Raw genomic sequence first — 18111 nt, 5'->3', positions numbered from 1 at the left:
CCCCCCCCCCCCCCCCCCCCCCCCCCCCCCCGCGCCCGCCCCCGCGCCCCCCCCCCCCCCCCCCCCCACCACCGGATGACGCCAGGCCGGCTCAGGCGGCCAGCAGCTCGAAGATCACCGGCTCGCCGCTGACCGACGATGCGCACACCCACAGCTCGAACTGGCCCGGCTCGGCGCGGAACACGCCATCGCGACCGGTGAAGCCCAGCGCATGGCGGTCCAGCGTGAAGTGCACCTCGGTGCTCTCACCCGGCTGCAGGGCAATCTTGTCGAAACCCTTCAGCTCGCGCACCGGCCGCACGCGGCTGGCCACGCGATCGTGGATGTACAGCTGCACCACTTCCTCACCGGCCACCGCGCCGGTGTTGGTCAGCGTGGTGGTGATGGTCAGGGTGTCGTCCCAGCCCAGCTGCGCGCTGCTCAGCTGCGGCACGCCATAGGCGAACGTGGTGTAGCCGATACCGTGGCCGAAGGCGTATGCCGGCTCGTTCGGAATCTCGCGCCAGCGCGCCTTGAACTCGGACATGGTCGGCAGTTCCGGGCGACCGGTACGCGCGTGGTTGTAGAAGTACGGCTGCTGGCCGGACACCTGCGGGAAGCTGACCGGCAGGCGACCGGACGGGTTGTAATCACCGAACAGCACATCGGCCACGGCGTGCCCGGTCTGGGTGCCCAGGTACCAGGTGATCGCCACGGCATGCGCATTGCGCACGGCGCCCTGCAGGGCCAGCGCGCGGCCATTGCGCAGCAGCACCACCAGCGGCTTGCCGGTCATCGCCACTGCCTCGGCCAATGCCTGCTGCGCGGGCGGCAGCGTGATCTCCACGCGCGACTGGGCTTCACCGCTGTACCGCTGCGGTTCGCCCAGCGCGAGTACCACCACATCGGCACGCAGCGCGGCAGCGACCGCCTGTTCGATACCGTCCTGCACGGCCGCTTCCAGATCGCAGCCCGGCACGATCTCCAGCAGCGCCTCATCGCTGATCGCTGCGCGGACGCCGGCTTCCAGGGTGACGTAGCGCGACTTGTCGCCGAACAGCGTCCAGCAGCCTTCGATGTTCTCGCGGTCCTGCACGAACGGCCCGATCAGCGCGATCTTCTGCCCGGCCTTCTTCAGCGGCAGCACCGACTCGGCATTCTTGAGCAGCACGATCGAGCGGCGCGCGGCATCGCGCGAGAGTTCGTCATGCGCAGCGATATGCGAAGTGTCCGCTTCGCGTGCCAGATCGAGCGAGCGGTACGGGTCGTCAAACAGACCGATCGCGTCCTTCAGGCGCAGGATGCGGCGCACCGATTCGTCCAGGGTGGCCATCGGCACTTCGCCGCTCTCGATCAGGCCCGGCAGGTGCTCGGCGTAGAAGCCGCTCTGCATGCTCAGGTCCAGGCCGGCAGTGAAGGCCTTGGCGGTGGCGTCGCGGTCATCGGCGGCATAGCCGTGCGCGACCAGTTCCATGTCGGCGGTGTAATCGGAGATCACCACGCCCGGGAAGTTCCACTCCCCGCGCAGGATGTCGGTCAGCAGCTCGGCGTTGGCGCTGGCCGGCACGCCGTTGATGTCGTTGAACGAGGACATCACGGTCAGGGCGCCGGCTTCGAAGGCGGCCTTGAACGGCGGCAGGTGGACGTCGCGCAGGGTCTGCGGCGAGATGTCCACCATGTTGTATTCCATGCCGGCCATCACCGCGCCGTAAGCGGCGAAATGCTTCGGCGTGGCCAGCAGCGCATCGTCGGCGCGCAGGTCCGGGCCTTGGAAGCCGCGCACACGGGCGGCGGCGAATGCACAGCCCAGCACCACGTCTTCACCGGCGCCCTCGGCGCCACGGCCCCAGCGCTGGTCGCGGGCGATATCCACGGCCGGCGCATAGGTCCAGTGCAGGCCGGCGGCGGTGGCTTCCACCGCGGTGGCACGGGCGGTGCGCTCGGCCAGGTCTGGCTCGAAGCTGGCGGCCTCGCCCAGCGGGATGGGGAAGACGGTGCGCATGCCATGGATCACGTCCGCAGCCAGGATCACCGGGATCTTCAGGCGGCTTTCTTCCAGCGCGACCTGCTGGATGCGGCGGCCGGCTTCCACGCCCACGCCATTGAACAGCGAGCCCACCTTGCCCTCGCGCACCTGCTGCAGCACCTGGTCGGCGTTGCTGACGTTGGCTTCCGGATTCACATCCGGCGCGAACGGGCGGACCATGTCGGCGAACACACCCAGCTGGCCGACTTTTTCAACGACGGTCATCTGGGCAATGAGGGTTTCGATACGATCGGCGGCCACCGGCTGTCCTTATGAAAACGTTTACAAGCCCGGGATTCTAGCGTTCCCGAAGCCGTTGTGAATGACTTTTGCGTTCATTTTTCTTCCCCGGAGGGAGACCCCCGCCGCCGCGCGGGCGGCGACGGAGGCACAGGAGCTTACTCCGCAGCGGCCAAGCGCTGCTGCCCCGCCATCAACATGGCATCGCTGGATTCCTGGAAAACCCGCAGCCCGAAGGCCGGGAGGATCGCCAGCAGGTGATCGAACACGTCCGACTGCACGCCCTCGTACTCACCCCACGCCGTGCTGCGGGTGAAGCAGTAGATCTCCAGTGGCAGGCCCTGTGTGGTGGGCTGCAGCTGCCGTACCAGCAGGGTCATCTCCGTATGGATGCCCGGATGGTGCTGCAGATAGCGCTCCACATAGGCGCGGAAGGTGCCCAGGTTGGTGACCCGGCGCGCATTGACGGCCGCCACGCCCTTGGCCTGGAGTTCGGCGTTGTACTGCTGCAGCTCGGCCTGCTTGCCGCGCAGGTAATCGCCCAGCACCGCGAACTGCTCCAGCTCGGCCAGCATCGGCGCATCGACGAAACCGACACTGTGCTGGTCCAGGTACAGCGCGCGCTTGATCCGGCGGCCGCCTGCTTCCTGCATGCCGCGCCAGTTCTTGAACGACTCGGTCACCAGCTTCTTGGTCGGGATGGTGGTGATGGTCTTGTCGAAGTTCTGCACGGTGATGGTGTGCAGGGCGATATCGATCACATCGCCATCGGCGTTCTGGCTGGGCATTTCGATCCAGTCGCCCAGCCGCACCCGGCCATCGCCGCTGATCTGCACGCTGGCCACCAGCGACAGTATCGTGTCCTGGAAGATCAGCATGAGTACCGCGGTGGCCGCGCCGAGGCCGGTGACCAGCGGGCCGAGCTTCACCCCCAGCAGGGTCGCTACGATCGACAGGCCGGCGATCACGAAGACGATGATCTTCACGACCTGCAGGTAGCCCTTGATCGGCTTGTTGCGCGCATCCGGGCGGCGCTCGTACAGATCGTTGGCGGCGTCCAGCGCATGCGAGACGGCCAGCGCCACGGTCAGCACCGCCCAGGCCCGGCACGCCCCGATCACGAACTCCACCAGCTCCGGCGGCAGATCGGGCACGATCCGGATGCCGGCGGCGATCACCATGCTCGGCACCACGTTGGACAGCCGCGAGATCACCCGCAGGTTGTTGCCACCTTCATTGCCCGCGCTGTGGCCAGGCAGGCGGTTGACCAGCTTGCGCAGACCGCGCAGCAGGATCTTCTTGGTGACGAAGTTGGCCAGCCAGGCCGCCAGGGCCAGCGCCGCCAGCACCAGCAGGGTGTAGGCCCAGGGCCAGGGTTCCAGGGTCCGCTGGACACTGTCCAGCCATCGGGTTGCCACTACCGCATCCAACATCGTGTATCGCTCTCCTATCAGGGGTATCAGGGCGTTGCCAGGTCCTGCGCGCTGCGCTCGATGATCACGCCAACCGCGCGCGCGCCGCGTACCGCGCCGGGCTTGCTGAGCTTCAGGCGCAGCCACTGCACGTTGAATTCACGCAGCACGATCTCGGCGATGCGCTCGGCCAGGGTTTCGACCAGGCCGTAGTCCGAGTCACGCACGAATTGCTCGATGCGCTTGCTGACGGCTTTGTAATTGAGGGTATCGGCGATGTCGTCGCTGGCCGCCGGGCGGCGGTTGTCGAAGCCCATTTCGAGATCGAAACGCAGGGTCTGGCGGATCCGCCGTTCCCAGTCGTAGATCCCGATCAGGGCATCGATTTCGAGCCCTTCAATGAATACCTTGTCCATAGCCATGCCACGTGGAAGATGGCGACCATGGTAACGGGGCTGTCCGGAATGTGCCGGGAACCGGGGTGAGTGGGCGCGCCCTACACCGCCGGCAGCGTCGCCATATCCCAGCGCGGCGTGACCTGCACCTGGGGCGGAGTGTGCTGGCCCGCTTCAAGACGCAGCGCGCCAGCGAAGGCGATCATCGCGCCGTTGTCGGTGCACAGCGCCGGGCGCGGGAAGCAGGCGCGGCCACCACGGCGGGCGGCCATCTGCTGCAGCTTGGCACGCAGGCGCTTGTTGGCCCCCACCCCGCCGGCCACCACGATCACATCGGTGCCCGCCGCCTCCAGCGCGCGCTCGCACTTGATCGCCAGGGTGTCGACCACGGCATCTTCAAAGCCACGGGCAATGTCAGCGCGGGTCTGCTCGCTCTGGTCACTGTCGCGCCAGGCCAGCAGGACCTGGGTCTTCAACCCGGAGAAGCTGAAATCCAGCCCGGGGCGGTCGGTCATCGGGCGGGTGAACTTGAACCGGCCCGGCGTGCCGCGCTCGGCCAGGGCGGCCAACTGTGGGCCACCGGGGTACGGCAGGCCCATCAGCTTGGCGGTCTTGTCGAAGGCCTCGCCGGCGGCGTCGTCCAGGGTCTCGCCCAGCAGTCGGTACTGGCCGATCCGGTCCACGGCGACCAGCTGGGTATGCCCACCGGACACCAGCAGGGCCACGAAGGGCGCCTGCGGCGGGTCGTCTTCCATCAGCGGGGCCAGCAGATGCCCTTCCATATGGTGTACACCGACCGCCGGCACCTCCAGCGCCCAAGCCAGCGAACGGGCCACGCCCGCCCCGACCAGCAGCGCGCCGACCAGGCCGGGGCCGGCGGTATAGGCCACCCCGTCGATGTCGGCCACGGTCATGCCGGCCTCGGCCAGGGTCTGCCGGATCAGCGGCAGCAGCTTGCGCACGTGGTCGCGGCTGGCCAGCTCGGGCACCACCCCGCCGTATTCAGCGTGGAGGGCGATCTGGCTGTAGACCGCATGGGCGCGCAGGGCGTCGATCCCGGACAGGGAGGTGTCATACACCGCCACGCCGGTCTCATCGCAGGAAGATTCGATACCAAGGACTCGCATAATGGGTATTATGGACCTCTTCAGGCCCCGGCAGACGTACGCTGGCCTGTCTGCGCATCACCCGTGGCCAAGAAGTTCGCCGGGGTGGGTTGCAACTTCTTTTCTCGCCGCTATAATGTGCGGCTCTCACCGGGCGTGACCCGGTTCTACTGTGTCCCGGAGATTCCATGCCCAGCGTTAAAGTCCGCGAGAACGAGCCCTTCGAGTTTGCGCTCCGTCGCTTCAAGCGCACCTGCGAAAAGGCCGGCGTGCTGGCCGAAACCCGCAAGCGCGAGTTCTATGAAAAGCCGACCCAGGAGCGTAAGCGTAAGGCTGCCGCTGCTGTGAAGCGTCAGCTGCGCCGTTCGTCGCGCGACGTCACCAAGCGTCAGCGCCTGTACTGATCGGACGCAACTTCGATACGGCAGGCCTTGGCCTGTCGTGACGGAGCCGAAGCCGGAACGCGCGAGCGTTACCGGCTTTTTGCGTTCCAGCGCTTCGGCGCCCCGCTTTCCTTTTCCACCGACACGAGGTGTTCCCATGAGCCTGAAGCAGCAGCTCACCGATGACATGAAGGCCGCCATGAAGGCCGGCGAGAAGCACCGCCTGGGCGTGATCCGCCTGATGAACGCCGCGATCAAGCAGCGCGAAGTCGACGAGCGCATCGAGCTGGACGACGCCGCCGTGCTCGCCGTGCTGGAAAAGATGGTCAAGCAGCGCAAGGACTCGGTCACCCAGTTCGAAGCCGCCAACCGCGAAGACCTGGCCGTGATCGAGCGCGAGGAAATCGTGGTGATCGACCAGTACCTGCCGGCCAAGCTGGGCGAGGCCGAGATCGTGGCCGCCATCCAGGCCGCCATCGCCGAAACCGGCGCGACCACCCCGGCCGACATCGGCAAGCTGATGGGCGCCCTCAAGCCGCGCCTGGCCGGTCAGGCCGACATGGGCCTGGTGTCCAAGCTGGTCAAGCAGCAGCTGGCTGGCTGAATCCCGCCGCCACGCCGCAGTGAAAAGGCCCGCATCTCGCGGGCCTTTTCCGTTTCAACAGGTCCGTTGTTACGAGGCCTGGCGACAGTTGCGCAGCGTCATCGAGCTTTCCTCGATCGAACTGATCTCGCCTTCCAGCTTGGCCCAGTCGCGCTCGCGCAGCATGGTGAAGTTGGCGGCCTGGTCCGACGCGAATTCGCAGCGGATGGTGTAGTTGTTGTTGTTGAACGTGTCGTTCTGGCGGACGCGCAGCAGGCCGCGGGTCGGGGTGACCAGATAGTTGATCGAGCCGACCTCGCCGGGCTTGGTCGAATACGTGTTGGTGTTGACCGTATAGATCTGGCCGTCGATCTGATAGCGCCGCCCCACGTACTTCGCGTACAGCGGCAGGAAGGTGGCCGAGCGATCGCCCTTGTCTTCCTTGTTGGTGGTGGTCCCCAGCAACATGTCCTTGAAGGCGCCGGCACTGCGGTACAGCGCCATGGTGTCTTTCACTTCCTTGCCCATTTTCTTGGACAGGTCCGGTGCGGCCACCGTCTCTACCGCCGGCATTGGATACTGCGAACGCCCCGCCGCAGCGAGCGCATCGCCCTGGCTGCCTGCCTTCAGCTTGCCGAGCATCTCGCACATCGACTGCTTGGCCGCCTGCGGCTCGATCGTCTGGCCGCGGGCCAGCTTGGTCGCCAGGGTGACGCGGCCGGTGCGGTCGGCCGTCGCAACCATCACCAGCGGGGTGCGCAGGCCTTCTCGCTGGATCAGGTACTGATCGCCGCTGTCGCCGTCCACCAGCTGGCCGCCGACCTCGAACTTGTCATCGCCGCCGATCTTGCGCAGCTGGTCCAGCGCGCTCTGAACCTTCAACCCCGGCAAGGTGAGATCGGCCATGTAAAGGGCGCCGTTGCGCGGATCCCCTACCGTCTTGAAGGCCTTTTCGCAGGCCGGGGACGCCATCGCTGGCCCTGCAGCGGCCAACAGCACCATCGTCGTGTAGACCATTCCTTTCATGAAGCGTCCTTTCTGCTGTGAAGGTGGAAAACCGGGCAAAAGGATAACGCGATATCCGTCAAGATCTTGACCTGATCGAATCACTTCACCCGGCTCAACCCGGCGATTTGCTAGAACGGAGGCCTCGCTCCCGATCTGACGCCGTCCATGCCGCATACGCGCCCTTCCCTGTCCACCGTCCGCAAACACCTGGCGCGGCTGGAGCAGAGCTTCCCCGCCGTGCTGCTGCGCCGCTTCATCGATGCAGACGTGATGACCCAGGCCGCCGCGCTGGCCTTCTACGCCCTGCTCTCGATGGCGCCGCTGCTGGTGCTGCTGCTGTGGCTGACCGCCTCGCTGTACCCCCCGGCGCAGCAGGCGCTGCTGGGCCAGATCAATGATGTGGCCGGCACCAGCGCCGCCTCGGTGGCGGAGACCGTGCTCAGCAACGCCAACAACCAGCCGGACATCGGCACGCTGGCCGGCGTGTGGAGCACCCTGCTGCTGTTCATTGGTGCCACGGCGGTGTTCGCGCAGCTGCAGAACGCCCTGAACCTGATCTTCAACACCAGCGGCGAGCGCCTGGACGGCATCGTGGCCTGGTTGCGCAAGCGCGTGTTTTCGTTCGGCGTGGTGCTGGCGCTGGGCTTCCTGCTGATCCTCTCGATGACCGCCACCACGATGCTGCAGGTCGTGTTCGCGCACCTGCCCTCGGTGCTGCCGGCGATCGGCTATCTGACCAGCCTGGCCCTGTACACCGTGGGCTTCGCCTTCCTCTACCACTACCTGCCCGACCGCCGCGTGGCGTGGCGCCAGGCCTTCATCGGTGGTGCGATCACCTCGGCCCTGTTCGCACTGGGCCGCTATGGCATCGGCCTGTACATCGCCACCGTCGCACCGGGCAGCGCGTATGGCTCGATGGGCGCGCTGGTGATCTCGCTGGTGTGGATCTACTACGCCACGGTGGTCTTCTTCGTCGGTGCACTGATGACCTCGGTGATTGATGAGCGCCTGCGCGCCCATGCCGTCCTCGCCGAGGCTGGGGTGGAGCCACCGAAACCGGGCGAACCGGCCGGCAGCTAGTAGACTAGCGGTACCCCCGCTTCCGTGCGTGGCCGTGAGCGGCCATGCCCCGCCTGCTGCCCATGGCCCGTATCCCCGACGCATTCATCGACGACCTGCTGGCCCGCTCCGACATTGTCGAGGTGGTGGGCAGTCGCGTGCCGTTGAAGCGCCAGGGCAAGGAATACGCAGCGCGCTGCCCGTTCCATGACGAGCGCTCGGCCTCGTTCACGGTCTCACCGACCAAGCAGTTCTATCACTGCTTCGGCTGCGGCGCGCATGGCACGGCGATCAGCTTCCTGATGAATTACGACCGCCTCGAGTTTCTCGACGCGGTCGATGAGCTGGCCAAGCGCGTGGGCATGGAAGTGCCGCGCGATACCCAGCCGCGCACCGCCCAGCAGCAGGACGACAGCCGCGATCTGTACTCGGCGCTGGATGCGGCCACGCGCTTCTTCCAGACCGCGCTGAAGGGCAGCGACAAGGCGCGCGCCTACCTGGACCAGCGCGGAGTCGATGAAGAGAACCGCGAGCGCTTCGCCATCGGTTACGCACCGGATGGCTACAGCGCGCTGAAGGATGCCCTGGGCAAGGACGAGCGGCGGATGAAGCTGCTCGACCGCGCCGGCCTGTTATCCAAGAACGACCGCGGCCACGTCTACGACAAGTTCCGCGACCGGGTCATGTTCCCGATCTTCGACCGCCGTGGCCGCGTGATCGCCTACGGCGGTCGGGTCATGGAGAAAGACGACGGCCCGAAGTACCTCAACTCACCCGAGACCGCGCTGTTCCACAAGGGCCGCGAGCTGTACGGCCTGTGGCAGGTGCGCCAGGCCAATCAGAAGATCGAGCGGCTGATCGTGGTCGAGGGCTACATGGACGTGGTCTCGCTGTTCCAGTTCGGCGTCACCCAAGCGGTGGCGACACTGGGCACGGCGACCACGCCGGACCACGCCGAGCTGCTGTTCCGCAATGCGCCGGACGTGTTCTTCTGCTTCGATGGCGATGCCGCCGGCCGGCGCGCCGGCTGGCGTGCGCTGGAGTCGGTGCTGCCGCGCATGAAGGACGGCCGCCAGGCCTTCTTCCTGTTCCTGCCCGATGGCGAAGACCCGGACACCATCGTGCGCAAGGAAGGCCGCGAGGGCTTCGATGCCCGCCTGCAGCAGGCCACGCCGCTGTCGCAGTTCTTCTTCGACGAGCTCACCCGTGAGGTCAACATGGGCACGCTCGACGGCAAGGCACGTCTGGCCGAACGGGCCAAGCCGATGCTGGCGCAGATTCCCGATGGCGCCTTCGGCGACCTGATGAAGCAGCAGCTGACCACGCTGACCGGGCTGGGCGCCAAGCCCGGTGCATCCGTGCAGCCCTCACGCCAACCGCAGCGCGCGGTGGCACCGGCACAGCGCCGCAGCCTGGTGCGCGCGGCCATCGCGATCCTGCTGCAGCAGCCCTCGCTGGCGATGACCCTGGAAGGCCATCACTTCACCGGCCTGCGCCTGCCCGGCATCGAACTGCTGACCGAACTGCTGACCCTGGTCGAGCAGCGCCCGGACATCAGCACCGGGGCGCTGCTGGAGCACTTCGAAGGCCGCGAGGAACAGGAATCGCTGCACAAGCTGGCCGCGCAGACCCTGCCAGGCGACGAGGCGATGTGGACCCAGGAGCTGCATGACGCGGTGGCCCAGCTGGAGAAACAGCTGCTGATGCAACGTCTGGATGAGCTTCAGGCAAAGCAGAGCCAGCAGGGTCTGGACGATACTGACAAGTACGAGCTGCGCGAACTGCTCAAGGCGCGCAGCACCCTCCGCTTCTGACCAACGGAGCCGCCGTGGCATCCCACCTCGCCCGTCCCGCTGCATCGATCCTCCGCTGGCTCCGCGCTGGCGTCATCGCCGCACTGCTGGCGCTATGCATGCCCGCCTGGGCCGCGGAGCTGCCCTTCGCGCAGCCACGGCCGCAGCTTTACACCGCAGGACAACCCAGCGCCGCTCAGCTGCAGCAGGCCGCCGCGGCCGGGGTCACGACGCTGATCGACCTGCGCCAGCCCGACGAAGCGCGCGGCTTCGATGAAACCGCCGCGGCCGAACGCCTGGGGCTGCGCTATGTGCGCCTCCCCGTTGCCGGTGCCGCCGGCCTGACCGACGCCAATGCGCAGGCCCTGCGTACCGCGCTGGCGCAGAGCCAGGGCCCGGTGCTGCTGCACTGCGCCTCCGGCAATCGCGCCGGCGCGCTGCTGGCACTGCTGCAGGCGCGTGACGGTGCCTCGGTGGATCAGGCCCTGCAGTTCGGCCGCGACGCCGGCATGACCTCGCTGGAAGGGCCGACCCGTGCCCTGCTGGAGCAGGACGCCGCGCGTTGACCCTGCTCTTCTTCTCCCGCTTACTTCCCTGCTCTACAGGAACCTGCCCACCATGACCCGCTGGTGGTCGCGCCTGCGACCGGACAACTTCACCCTCGCCCTGCTCTGCACCGTGCTGTTGGCGTCCTTCCTGCCGATGCACGGCGCCGCCGCGATGGTGCTCGACGATGTCACTGACGTCGCCATCGCCGCGCTGTTCTTCCTGCACGGCGCGCGCCTGCCGCGTGAATCGATCGTCGCCGGCCTGCTGCACTGGCGCCTGCACCTGACCATCCTGGCCTGCACGTTCGTGATGTTCCCGCTGCTGGGCCTGATGTTCAAACCGCTGGATGGCTGGCTGCTCACGTCCGAGCTGTACATCGGCGTGCTGTTCCTGTGTGCGCTGCCGTCCACCGTGCAGTCCTCGATCGCGTTCACCTCGATCGCCCGTGGCAACGTCCCGGCGGCGGTGTGCAGCGCCTCGCTGTCGAGCATCCTCGGCGTCTTCCTGACCCCGCTGCTGCTGGCCCTGCTGGCCGGCACCGAAGGCGGCATGCACAACCCCGGCCAGGCCATCGTCAGCATCATGCTGCAGCTGCTGGTGCCGTTCGTGGCCGGCCATCTGCTGCGCCCGTGGATCGCCCGCTGGGTCGAGAAGCAGCGCGCGCTGCTGCGCTATACCGACCAGGGCACGATCCTGCTGGTGGTCTACTCCGCCTTCGGCGAAGCGGTCAGCGAGGGCCTGTGGAGCAAGACGCCGCTGTTGTCGCTGCTCAGCGTGGCGGTGGTGGCGGCGGTGCTGCTCGGCATCGCAATGCCGCTGATCCGCTTCATCGCGCGCCGGCTGGGCTTCAACCGCGAAGACGAGATCACCATCCTGTTCTGCGGCTCGAAGAAGAGCCTGGCCACCGGCGTGCCCATCGCCAAGGTGCTGTTCGCCGGTGGCAGCCTCGGTGCGATCGTGCTGCCGATCATGATCTACCACCAGATCCAGCTGATCGTCTGCGCGATGATCGCGCAGCGGTATGCGCGTGATCCGGTGGTGGCGATGAAGGGTGACGGAGGCAGTTGAGCTCGCTCGACTGCCGCCATTGGTCGGACCTCAGCCCCCGGCTGATCAAGATCAATCATTGATTGCCGCAGCGATATCCTGCAGCACGCGTGCCTTGCGTTCCACGTCACTGTCGCCGGTTGCGGTGAGTGTGTATGCCTTGTCTCCAGCGGCCCAAGACAACACCACGCGACCACGTCCCTGACCATCAACATTCATCTCGAGCTGCGCAGGCGAGCCGTTGACGGCGGTGTTCTGGGCTTCGGCAATGACCTCGATGAGAGTACCTGGCACCCGGAAGTTTTCCTCATTGAACGCGACGATGCCCACGTCGCTCAACCGATAGAACCGCGTCAAGCCGGTGGACTTCACACCCTCCAACGCACCACTGGGCTCCATGCCGATCACCTCCGCGACACCGAGCACCGTCCCCAGAAGATTGGTCGGCGGACTGGGCAAGCGTTGACGGAGCACTGCGTCCGATCGCTTCGTCTTGGGTAAGCTGGCGAAGAGCCCCGCTGGCGACGGGATGGTTCCGTCAGGCACCCGGACTGGACCGGCCCGGCTGCGTTCAATCTGCCTGCGCAGCTGCTGTTTCACTGCCTCCGGTGCATCCAGCTCCGCCAGTTCAACCATCTTGAGGACACCAGCTGCAGGCACGCATCCCGCCGCTGGTACAGGCTCGCTGGATGCGGCCTGCAGCGTGCGCGCATGCAGCCACCGGCCGACCGCATCCACGGTATCGGGTCCGGTGTGAGGCAACGCGACAGATGACAGCACCACAACCAGGGTGAGAGGGGAAAGTGCGTTCATGACGATCATCACTCAGCAGGACGACGGCCACACCTTCCGCCCATGAGAAGCAGGTCCGCGCCCGGTTTATACGTGACGGGCGGCTCAAGGAAATGAGCTGTTGATCCGGCTTTTCAACGTAGATGCTCGCCTTACGCGACATCGCGGAACATTCCCATCCGAAAACGGCTACTCCACCCACCGCGCCACGCTGAAGCGCGGTAGCCAGATCTGCAGATCGTATGACCGGTCTGAGCCCGTTTTCTGCAGCGGCGAAGGCCCGGTATATGCCGACAGCGATCGCGCGCCGCATTGCCGATGCTGTGTGCAGCCCCACGCCTGCCCACTCCGCGCATCAACCCGGACCGCGTAGGGCTGGAGATCGAGCAGCAACGCAGTCATCGGCGGCCACGGCAGCCCTTCGGGCTGAGTGCGCATGGCATGCACGTTCCCGGTCAGTACCAACAGACGCCCAGCGGAGGGCAACGTTGCGTGGTGTGCACGCAGTGCATCGGCCATCGCCGCATCGCGCGCGCCGGTACCGGCCTGGGCCGCCGGCAGCACCTGATCGAAGCCAACTACTTGTACATCGTGGCCCTGCGCACGCAGGACCCGCACCGCCTCGATCAGCGCCAGCGTATCTTCATTACGGCGGCCGTCGTGCGGTTTACCTGCGGTGCGCCAGTAGGAGGTCGCGCGCACCGCCTGGCGTGCTGCGGCATCGCCATTGGAGGACAGGTAGGTGGCCAGCCGGGCGTTCTCGGTGGCCGGCAGTTCCAGCCCCAAGTGCAGCGGGGTGCCCTGTCCGGCGTAGGCCTCCGCCAGCGCCTGCACCAGTTGCGGCATCTCGCGCGTGCCATGCAGTTCACCGAGGACCACCAGACGGCTTTCGCCCGCATGCCGCATGATCTGTGCAGCAGTGTCCTCCACTGGTGCTACCGGTACCGGTGCCGCATTCGCCGCACCCAACGCCATCCCGATCAGCAGCCCCGCCACCCAACGCCATCGCTTCATACCGTCACTCCCTGTTCGGTAGAGAAGCAATGGCGGCAGTAATCACAGATTCAAGGCGGTTACTTCAACCAGGGCAGCATCCAGTGGTCCACCATCAGGAAGGCGAACAGCGCCATCAGGTAGACGATGGAGTAGCCGAACATCTTCATCGAGAACAGTTCATCCGGCGGATTCAGCATCCGCCAGGCGTACCAGAGGAAGACCGCGTTGAGCACGATCGCACCGCCGAGGTAGAACATGCCGCTCATGCCGAACACGACCGGCAGGAGGCTGACGATGGCCAGGGCGATCGAATAGACCATGATCGACTTGCGGGTGTACGCCACGCCGTGGGTGACCGGCAGCATCGGGATTTCCGCCTTGGCGTAATCCTCGCGGCGGAAGATCGCCAGCGCCCAGAAGTGCGGCGGGGTCCAGATGAAGATGATCAGCACCAGCAGCGACGCGTAGGCCCAGTCCCACGGGCCCTGCATGCCGGTGATCGCGGCCCAGCCGAGCATCGGCGGGGTAGCACCGGCGAGGCCGCCGATGACGATGTTCTGCGAGGTCGCGCGCTTGAGGTACACGGTGTAGATCACCGCGTACCCGATCAGCGAGGCGAAGGTCAGCACGGCGGTGATCACGTTGACCCAGACCACCAGGATCGTCATCGACAGCGCGATCAGCAGGCCCGCGAAGACGAGCACCTGCCACGGCTTGACCTTGCCCACCACCAGCGGGCGCCACGAGGTGCGCGCCATCTGCGCATCGATGCGCGCGTCCAGCAGCTGGTTGATCGCGGCGGCGGCCGAAGCGGCCAGCCAGATGCCGAGGAAGCCGAGCGCGCCGTCCAGCGCCTGCTGCGCGGTCGGCACGCCGGGGATGGCCAGGAACATGCCCACCAGCGCGGTGAACACGATCAGGGCGACGACCTTGGGCTTGGTCAGATCCCAGTACTGACGGTAACTGGCCATGCCGTCAGCCCACCTGCACGGCAGTGGACGCAGCGCTGGCCTTGCCACCCTCGGCATCCGGCGCGCGCAGGCGCGCCAGCAGCGTCACCAGCACGAACAGCAGCGCCACGGCGCCCCCGCTGTGCGCGACGGCCACTTCCAGCGGCACCGCCAGCTTCACGTTGAGGATGCCCAGGGTGATCTGCAGCACCACCAGCAGACCCAGGGCACTCGCCCAGCCGCGCATGCTCGGCAGGCGGAACAGGCGCACCGACAGCCACAGCAGGTACACGGCGACCACGATCGCCATCAAGCGGTGCGCCATCTGGATCGCGATGCGCGAGGCGCCATCGAGCACGCCCCCTTCGTAATCCACGCCGATGCCACGCCACAGGGTGAAGCCTTCCTTGAAATCATGCGGCGGCCACCACTGGCTGACGCAGCGCGGGAAATTGTCCAGCGAGGCGCTGCCGCCACCGCAGGCGAGTGCGGCGTAGTTGGCGCTGACCCAGCCGCCGAGGGCGATCTGCGCGACCAGCACGGCCACGCCGGCGCGGATCAGCCACTTCAGCCTGGGCGCCTCGGCCAGGGTGATCGGCATATGCGTGGCGCGCCACGCCATCCACACCAGCAGGCCGAACATGAGCATGCCGCCGAGCAGATGGCCCATCACCACGATCGGCTTGAGCAGCCAGGTGACCGTCCACATGCCGAGCAGCGCCTGGAAGATCACCACCGCCAGCGTCAGCAACGCGGCACGTGCCAGGTCGATGTTGGTCCAGCGCAGCGCGGCGATCAGCAGGATCGCTTCGCCGATCAGGGCGATGATGCTCGCGGGGACGTGCATGCCCATCATGTACAGCGGTATGCCGGTCGCCACCAGCACACAGGCGGTGATCACCGCCGTGCTGCCCCAGCGACGACGACGCGTGGCCAGCAGCGCCAGGGTGAGGATCTCGATACCGAGTGCACCGGCCAGGAAACGGTGCACCTGCTCGCGCCACGCCTTGTGCGTTTCCAGCGGGCGGATCTTGGCGGCCTCGTGGCCGATCACTTCCTCGGCGTGCTGCGGCCAGGTGACACGGCCATAGCAGGTCGGCCAGTCCGGGCAGCTCAGGCCCGCATCGGACAGACGCACGAACGAACCGAACATGATCGTACTGGCGGTCATGATCAGCGCAAACCACGCCAGACGGTGGAAATTGCGGTGCAGCACCGGGCGTGCGGAGAGGCTCATCTAAACGGAACTCACTTCAGTTTCAGCAGCGTGGCCAGGTCTTTGCGCAGACCGGCCATATCGAATCCCGGCGCGTACCGCATGATCACGAATCCATTGGGATCGATCACATACACAGGCGTGCCGGCGGCGTCATCCACGGCGGGCAAAGCGGCACGCAGGTCCGGTTGGGCGCGCAGCGCGCGCAGTGCGGGCATGCCCTGGACCTCGGCCGGCGGCGTGCCCAGCCACAGGATCTCGACATTATCGGCGTTATGGCCGAACAGCTGCCACACCTTGCCCAATCCCTGCGACAAAGTGACGCACTCACTGGTACAGCTGGCAGACGGGGCCACCAGGATCCGCCAGGTGCGATCGTTGGGGTTCCACGGGTACGGCTGACCATCGGCCAGGGTGGGCGGCAGTGCGCGCAGATCGGCCGGCGGCTGCAGCAGCTGCCCGGTATTGCGGTGCGAGGTCGGCTGCCAACCGGAGAAGCGCAGCACGCCCGCCAGCGCCATGGCGCCGAAGAACACGCCGAACAACGCGATCAGGGTCCAGCGGCCGCGTGAACGGGACGGCAGCCGGGCCGGGGAAGTGGCATTCATGGGCGGCATTTTCTCATGTTGAGCCGGTCAGCGCCGGGGAGTGCCACGCCGGCGGCGATGGCGACGGAATTCCAGGACCAGCGCGACCACCAGCACGGTCAACGCCAGGCCGAACCATTGCACGGCGTAGCCCAGATGGCGACTGGGCGGCAGGGTATTGGGCAGCAGCTCCAGATCGCGCGCGTAGCCAACTGGCAGCGCCGGATCCAACCGCAGCACGCTCGCGCCCAGGCTGCCCGGCGGCAGCGACAGCGCGCGCGCCATGTCCTCGGGGGGCATCCGGCTGGCCAGCCACACGCCCGGCTGTGGCGCGGGCGACAGCGCCGGCCCGAGGGCCAGCCCGGTGGCCGGTGACGGCGCCAGCAGGCCGCTGATGGCCGTGTGGCCGGCAAGCGGTGTGATCGGTGGGATGACACGATCCGGCGGCATCGGCAGCCAGCCCAGATCGACCAGCACGCGTGCGCCGTCATCACTCTGGAACGGCTGATACACCTTGAGGCCGGCGCGGCCTTCGCGGGTCTGGTTGTCGAGCAGGATCGTGCCGGGCAGGAAGCGACCGTGATCCTCCACCCAGCGCAGCAACGGCGGGGCGGCCTGGGCCTGGTGCAGCGTGAGCGACTGCGCGCGGGCGGGCAGCTGCTGGGCCAGCAACGCTTCTTTGGCGTGCATGCGCTGCAGTTGCCAGCGGCCCAGCTGGCAGAACGCGAGGATGACCAGCACCGCGGCGATCCAGCCGATCAGGCGTGTGTGCTTGCGCATCATGACAACGCCGGCAAAACGCGGTGATATAGGCGCACCCGCCACGCCATCGAGCCGCGCATGAATGATTCGTTGAAGACCCTGCTGGTAATCGCGTTTCTGATCGTCATCGTCTGGAATCTGGGCGCCGGGCTGTATTACCTGCTGGTCGATCGCGGCCAGACCAAGCGCACCGTCAATGCCCTCACCCGCCGCATCGCGGTATCGGTGGCGCTGATCGTGCTGGTGGTCATCGGCATCTACAGCGGTTGGATCAAGCCCCACGGCATCGGCGGCTGAGGCCGCACCGGCGTCGATGCGGCAGGAGGTCGCACCGACGCTACAGCACGTAGACGAACAGGAACAGCATCAGCCACACCACGTCGACGAAGTGCCAGTACCACGCGGCGGCTTCGAAGCCGAAGTGATTGTCGCGGGTGAAATGCCCCTTCGACGAGCGCAGCCACATCACCGCCAACATGACCGTGCCCAGCAGCACGTGCACGCCGTGGAAACCGGTGAGCATGAAGAAGGTGGAGCCGTAGATGCCCGAACCCAGGGTGAGGTTGAGTTCCTTGTAGGCGTGGATGTACTCCTCCGCCTGCAGGGTGAGGAAGCCCACGCCGAGCAGCACGGTGATGCCCAGCCAGACCAGCAGCTGGCGGCGGTGACCGGCCTTGAGCGCGTGGTGCGCGATGGTGAGGGTGACGCCGGAGGTGAGCAGGATCAGCGTATTGATCAGCGGCAGGCCCCAGGCCGGGATGGTCTGGAAGTGCCCGCCGATCGCGCCGGGGCCATTGGTCGGCCACGCCGCCGAATAGCCGTCCCACAGCAACTCATTGGTCATCACGCCATCGCCCGCGCCGCCCAGCCACGGCAGGCCCAGGTTGCGGGTGTAGAACAGCGCCCCGAAGAACGCGCCGAAGAACATCACTTCGGAGAAGATGAACCACACCATCCCCATCCGGAACGAGCCGTCCACCTGGCGGTTGTAGCTGCCGGCCTGCGATTCGCGCACCACATCGCTGAACCACCAGAACAGGGTCAGCACCAGCATCGCGATGCCGGCGTAGAAGGTCCACTTGCCCCAGCTGGAATCGTTGAGCCAGCTGGCCACGCCGACCATGGTCACCATCATCGCAATGGAACCGATGAACGGCCATTTGCTGTGCGTGGGCACGAAGTACACGTTCGCATCGGGGCTTTGCTGGGCCATGGTCTTGGGTCCGGT

At 66.8% G+C, this 18111-nt stretch carries 19 protein-coding genes; 7 read left to right on the top strand and 12 right to left on the bottom strand.

The features are described 5' to 3' along the window. Positions 1–91: 91 nt before the first annotated feature. The 4 genes from QMX81_RS13445 to tsaD form a co-directional block, all read right to left on the bottom strand. Complete coding sequence (locus tag QMX81_RS13445) at positions 92–2266, bottom strand: glycoside hydrolase family 3 N-terminal domain-containing protein (protein ID WP_282262184.1); 2175 nt, start codon at positions 2264–2266, stop codon at positions 92–94. Between the two features lie 137 nt (positions 2267–2403). Further along, positions 2404–3678: a mechanosensitive ion channel domain-containing protein gene (locus QMX81_RS13440; RefSeq protein ID WP_282262182.1), complete on the bottom strand. Its 1275-nt coding sequence runs from the start codon at positions 3676–3678 to the stop codon at positions 2404–2406. Positions 3679–3704: 26 nt separating this feature from the next. Next, positions 3705–4073, bottom strand: a complete 369-nt coding sequence (gene folB / locus QMX81_RS13435) for a dihydroneopterin aldolase (protein WP_088434566.1) — start codon at positions 4071–4073, stop codon at positions 3705–3707. Positions 4074–4153: 80 nt separating this feature from the next. Further along, positions 4154–5179, bottom strand: a complete 1026-nt coding sequence (tsaD, locus tag QMX81_RS13430; RefSeq protein ID WP_121042279.1) for a tRNA (adenosine(37)-N6)-threonylcarbamoyltransferase complex transferase subunit TsaD — start codon at positions 5177–5179, stop codon at positions 4154–4156. Between the two features lie 167 nt (positions 5180–5346). Between tsaD and rpsU the strand changes: the two genes are divergently transcribed. Both rpsU and QMX81_RS13420 read left to right on the top strand, forming a co-directional pair. Continuing rightward, positions 5347–5562, top strand: a complete 216-nt coding sequence (rpsU, locus tag QMX81_RS13425; protein WP_002808376.1) for a 30S ribosomal protein S21 — start codon at positions 5347–5349, stop codon at positions 5560–5562. 136 nt (positions 5563–5698) lie between these two features. Beyond that, the gene (locus tag QMX81_RS13420; RefSeq protein WP_176990535.1) at positions 5699–6145 is read left to right on the top strand and encodes a GatB/YqeY domain-containing protein; all 447 of its coding nucleotides are present in this window, start codon (positions 5699–5701) and stop codon (positions 6143–6145) included. 69 nt (positions 6146–6214) lie between these two features. Here the strand turns inward: QMX81_RS13420 and QMX81_RS13415 are convergent, their stop codons facing one another. Further along, positions 6215–7150 carry a hypothetical protein gene (locus QMX81_RS13415; protein ID WP_226956686.1) on the bottom strand — a complete coding sequence of 312 codons (936 nt, stop codon included), beginning with the start codon at positions 7148–7150 and terminating at the stop codon, positions 6215–6217. Between the two features lie 147 nt (positions 7151–7297). On the opposite strand from QMX81_RS13415, the gene QMX81_RS13410 reads away from it, so the two are divergent. The 4 genes from QMX81_RS13410 to QMX81_RS13395 all read left to right on the top strand — a co-directional run bounded on the left by QMX81_RS13410 (position 7298) and on the right by QMX81_RS13395 (position 11601). After that, a complete protein-coding gene (locus QMX81_RS13410; RefSeq protein ID WP_121042273.1) occupies positions 7298–8212 on the top strand; it encodes a YihY/virulence factor BrkB family protein in 915 nt (304 codons plus the stop codon). Positions 8213–8274: 62 nt separating this feature from the next. After that, complete coding sequence (dnaG, locus tag QMX81_RS13405; protein WP_282262188.1) at positions 8275–10005, top strand: DNA primase; 1731 nt, start codon at positions 8275–8277, stop codon at positions 10003–10005. A gap of 98 nt (positions 10006–10103) precedes the next feature. After that, entirely contained in the window at positions 10104–10550 is a 447-nt protein-coding gene (locus QMX81_RS13400; protein WP_282262186.1) for a sulfur transferase domain-containing protein, read from the top strand. A gap of 52 nt (positions 10551–10602) precedes the next feature. Further along, the gene (locus tag QMX81_RS13395) at positions 10603–11601 is read left to right on the top strand and encodes a bile acid:sodium symporter family protein (RefSeq protein WP_282262177.1); all 999 of its coding nucleotides are present in this window, start codon (positions 10603–10605) and stop codon (positions 11599–11601) included. Between the two features lie 51 nt (positions 11602–11652). Here the strand turns inward: QMX81_RS13395 and QMX81_RS13390 are convergent, their stop codons facing one another. The 6 genes from QMX81_RS13390 to QMX81_RS13365 all read right to left on the bottom strand — a co-directional run bounded on the left by QMX81_RS13390 (position 11653) and on the right by QMX81_RS13365 (position 16904). Then, positions 11653–12393 (bottom strand): hypothetical protein, encoded by a 741-nt coding sequence (locus QMX81_RS13390; protein ID WP_282262175.1) that lies wholly within the window; start codon positions 12391–12393, stop codon positions 11653–11655. A gap of 168 nt (positions 12394–12561) precedes the next feature. Further along, the gene (locus QMX81_RS13385; RefSeq protein WP_282262174.1) at positions 12562–13386 is read right to left on the bottom strand and encodes a calcium-binding protein; all 825 of its coding nucleotides are present in this window, start codon (positions 13384–13386) and stop codon (positions 12562–12564) included. A gap of 59 nt (positions 13387–13445) precedes the next feature. Continuing rightward, on the bottom strand, positions 13446–14339 hold the full coding sequence (gene cyoE / locus QMX81_RS13380; RefSeq protein ID WP_282262173.1) for a heme o synthase: 894 nt from the start codon (positions 14337–14339) through the stop codon (positions 13446–13448). 4 nt (positions 14340–14343) lie between these two features. Continuing rightward, positions 14344–15555, bottom strand: coding sequence for a COX15/CtaA family protein (locus QMX81_RS13375; protein WP_282262171.1), 1212 nt, complete (start codon positions 15553–15555; stop codon positions 14344–14346). Positions 15556–15566: 11 nt separating this feature from the next. Further along, complete coding sequence (locus tag QMX81_RS13370; protein WP_102788907.1) at positions 15567–16142, bottom strand: hypothetical protein; 576 nt, start codon at positions 16140–16142, stop codon at positions 15567–15569. Between the two features lie 27 nt (positions 16143–16169). After that, positions 16170–16904, bottom strand: a complete 735-nt coding sequence (locus QMX81_RS13365) for an SURF1 family protein (protein ID WP_152153733.1) — start codon at positions 16902–16904, stop codon at positions 16170–16172. A gap of 57 nt (positions 16905–16961) precedes the next feature. Between QMX81_RS13365 and QMX81_RS13360 the strand changes: the two genes are divergently transcribed. Continuing rightward, a complete protein-coding gene (locus QMX81_RS13360) occupies positions 16962–17180 on the top strand; it encodes a twin transmembrane helix small protein (protein WP_019185993.1) in 219 nt (72 codons plus the stop codon). A gap of 40 nt (positions 17181–17220) precedes the next feature. Here QMX81_RS13360 and QMX81_RS13355 read toward each other — a convergent pair whose 3' ends face one another. Then, complete coding sequence (locus QMX81_RS13355; RefSeq protein ID WP_121042253.1) at positions 17221–18096, bottom strand: cytochrome c oxidase subunit 3; 876 nt, start codon at positions 18094–18096, stop codon at positions 17221–17223. Between the last annotated feature and the right edge of the window lie 15 nt (positions 18097–18111).

The sequence above is a fragment of the Stenotrophomonas sp. PS02301 genome (assembly GCF_029959485.1).
GTDB classification, from domain to species: Bacteria; Pseudomonadota; Gammaproteobacteria; order Xanthomonadales; family Xanthomonadaceae; genus Stenotrophomonas; species Stenotrophomonas maltophilia_Z.
Note: the sequence above shows the minus strand (reverse complement) of the source record. Positions and strands in the feature narration are given on the sequence as shown.

What these genes read in the sequence shown, in the direction of transcription:
- QMX81_RS13375 (WP_282262171.1), bottom strand. Translation starts at nt 15,555, where the DNA reads ATGAGCCTCTCCGCACGCCCGGTGCTGCACCGCAATTTCCACCGTCTG.
- QMX81_RS13390 (WP_282262175.1), bottom strand. Translation starts at nt 12,393, where the DNA reads ATGAACGCACTTTCCCCTCTCACCCTGGTTGTGGTGCTGTCATCTGTC.
- QMX81_RS13440 (WP_282262182.1), bottom strand. Translation starts at nt 3,678, where the DNA reads ATGTTGGATGCGGTAGTGGCAACCCGATGGCTGGACAGTGTCCAGCGG.
- QMX81_RS13355 (WP_121042253.1), bottom strand. Translation starts at nt 18,096, where the DNA reads ATGGCCCAGCAAAGCCCCGATGCGAACGTGTACTTCGTGCCCACGCAC.
- QMX81_RS13385 (WP_282262174.1), bottom strand. Translation starts at nt 13,386, where the DNA reads ATGAAGCGATGGCGTTGGGTGGCGGGGCTGCTGATCGGGATGGCGTTG.
- rpsU (WP_002808376.1), top strand. Translation starts at nt 5,347, where the DNA reads ATGCCCAGCGTTAAAGTCCGCGAGAACGAGCCCTTCGAGTTTGCGCTC.
- QMX81_RS13410 (WP_121042273.1), top strand. Translation starts at nt 7,298, where the DNA reads ATGCCGCATACGCGCCCTTCCCTGTCCACCGTCCGCAAACACCTGGCG.
- cyoE (WP_282262173.1), bottom strand. Translation starts at nt 14,339, where the DNA reads ATGGCCAGTTACCGTCAGTACTGGGATCTGACCAAGCCCAAGGTCGTC.
- tsaD (WP_121042279.1), bottom strand. Translation starts at nt 5,179, where the DNA reads ATGCGAGTCCTTGGTATCGAATCTTCCTGCGATGAGACCGGCGTGGCG.
- QMX81_RS13360 (WP_019185993.1), top strand. Translation starts at nt 16,962, where the DNA reads ATGAATGATTCGTTGAAGACCCTGCTGGTAATCGCGTTTCTGATCGTC.
- QMX81_RS13415 (WP_226956686.1), bottom strand. Translation starts at nt 7,150, where the DNA reads ATGAAAGGAATGGTCTACACGACGATGGTGCTGTTGGCCGCTGCAGGG.
- QMX81_RS13370 (WP_102788907.1), bottom strand. Translation starts at nt 16,142, where the DNA reads ATGAATGCCACTTCCCCGGCCCGGCTGCCGTCCCGTTCACGCGGCCGC.
- QMX81_RS13395 (WP_282262177.1), top strand. Translation starts at nt 10,603, where the DNA reads ATGACCCGCTGGTGGTCGCGCCTGCGACCGGACAACTTCACCCTCGCC.
- dnaG (WP_282262188.1), top strand. Translation starts at nt 8,275, where the DNA reads ATGGCCCGTATCCCCGACGCATTCATCGACGACCTGCTGGCCCGCTCC.
- folB (WP_088434566.1), bottom strand. Translation starts at nt 4,073, where the DNA reads ATGGACAAGGTATTCATTGAAGGGCTCGAAATCGATGCCCTGATCGGG.
- QMX81_RS13400 (WP_282262186.1), top strand. Translation starts at nt 10,104, where the DNA reads ATGCCCGCCTGGGCCGCGGAGCTGCCCTTCGCGCAGCCACGGCCGCAG.
- QMX81_RS13365 (WP_152153733.1), bottom strand. Translation starts at nt 16,904, where the DNA reads ATGATGCGCAAGCACACACGCCTGATCGGCTGGATCGCCGCGGTGCTG.
- QMX81_RS13420 (WP_176990535.1), top strand. Translation starts at nt 5,699, where the DNA reads ATGAGCCTGAAGCAGCAGCTCACCGATGACATGAAGGCCGCCATGAAG.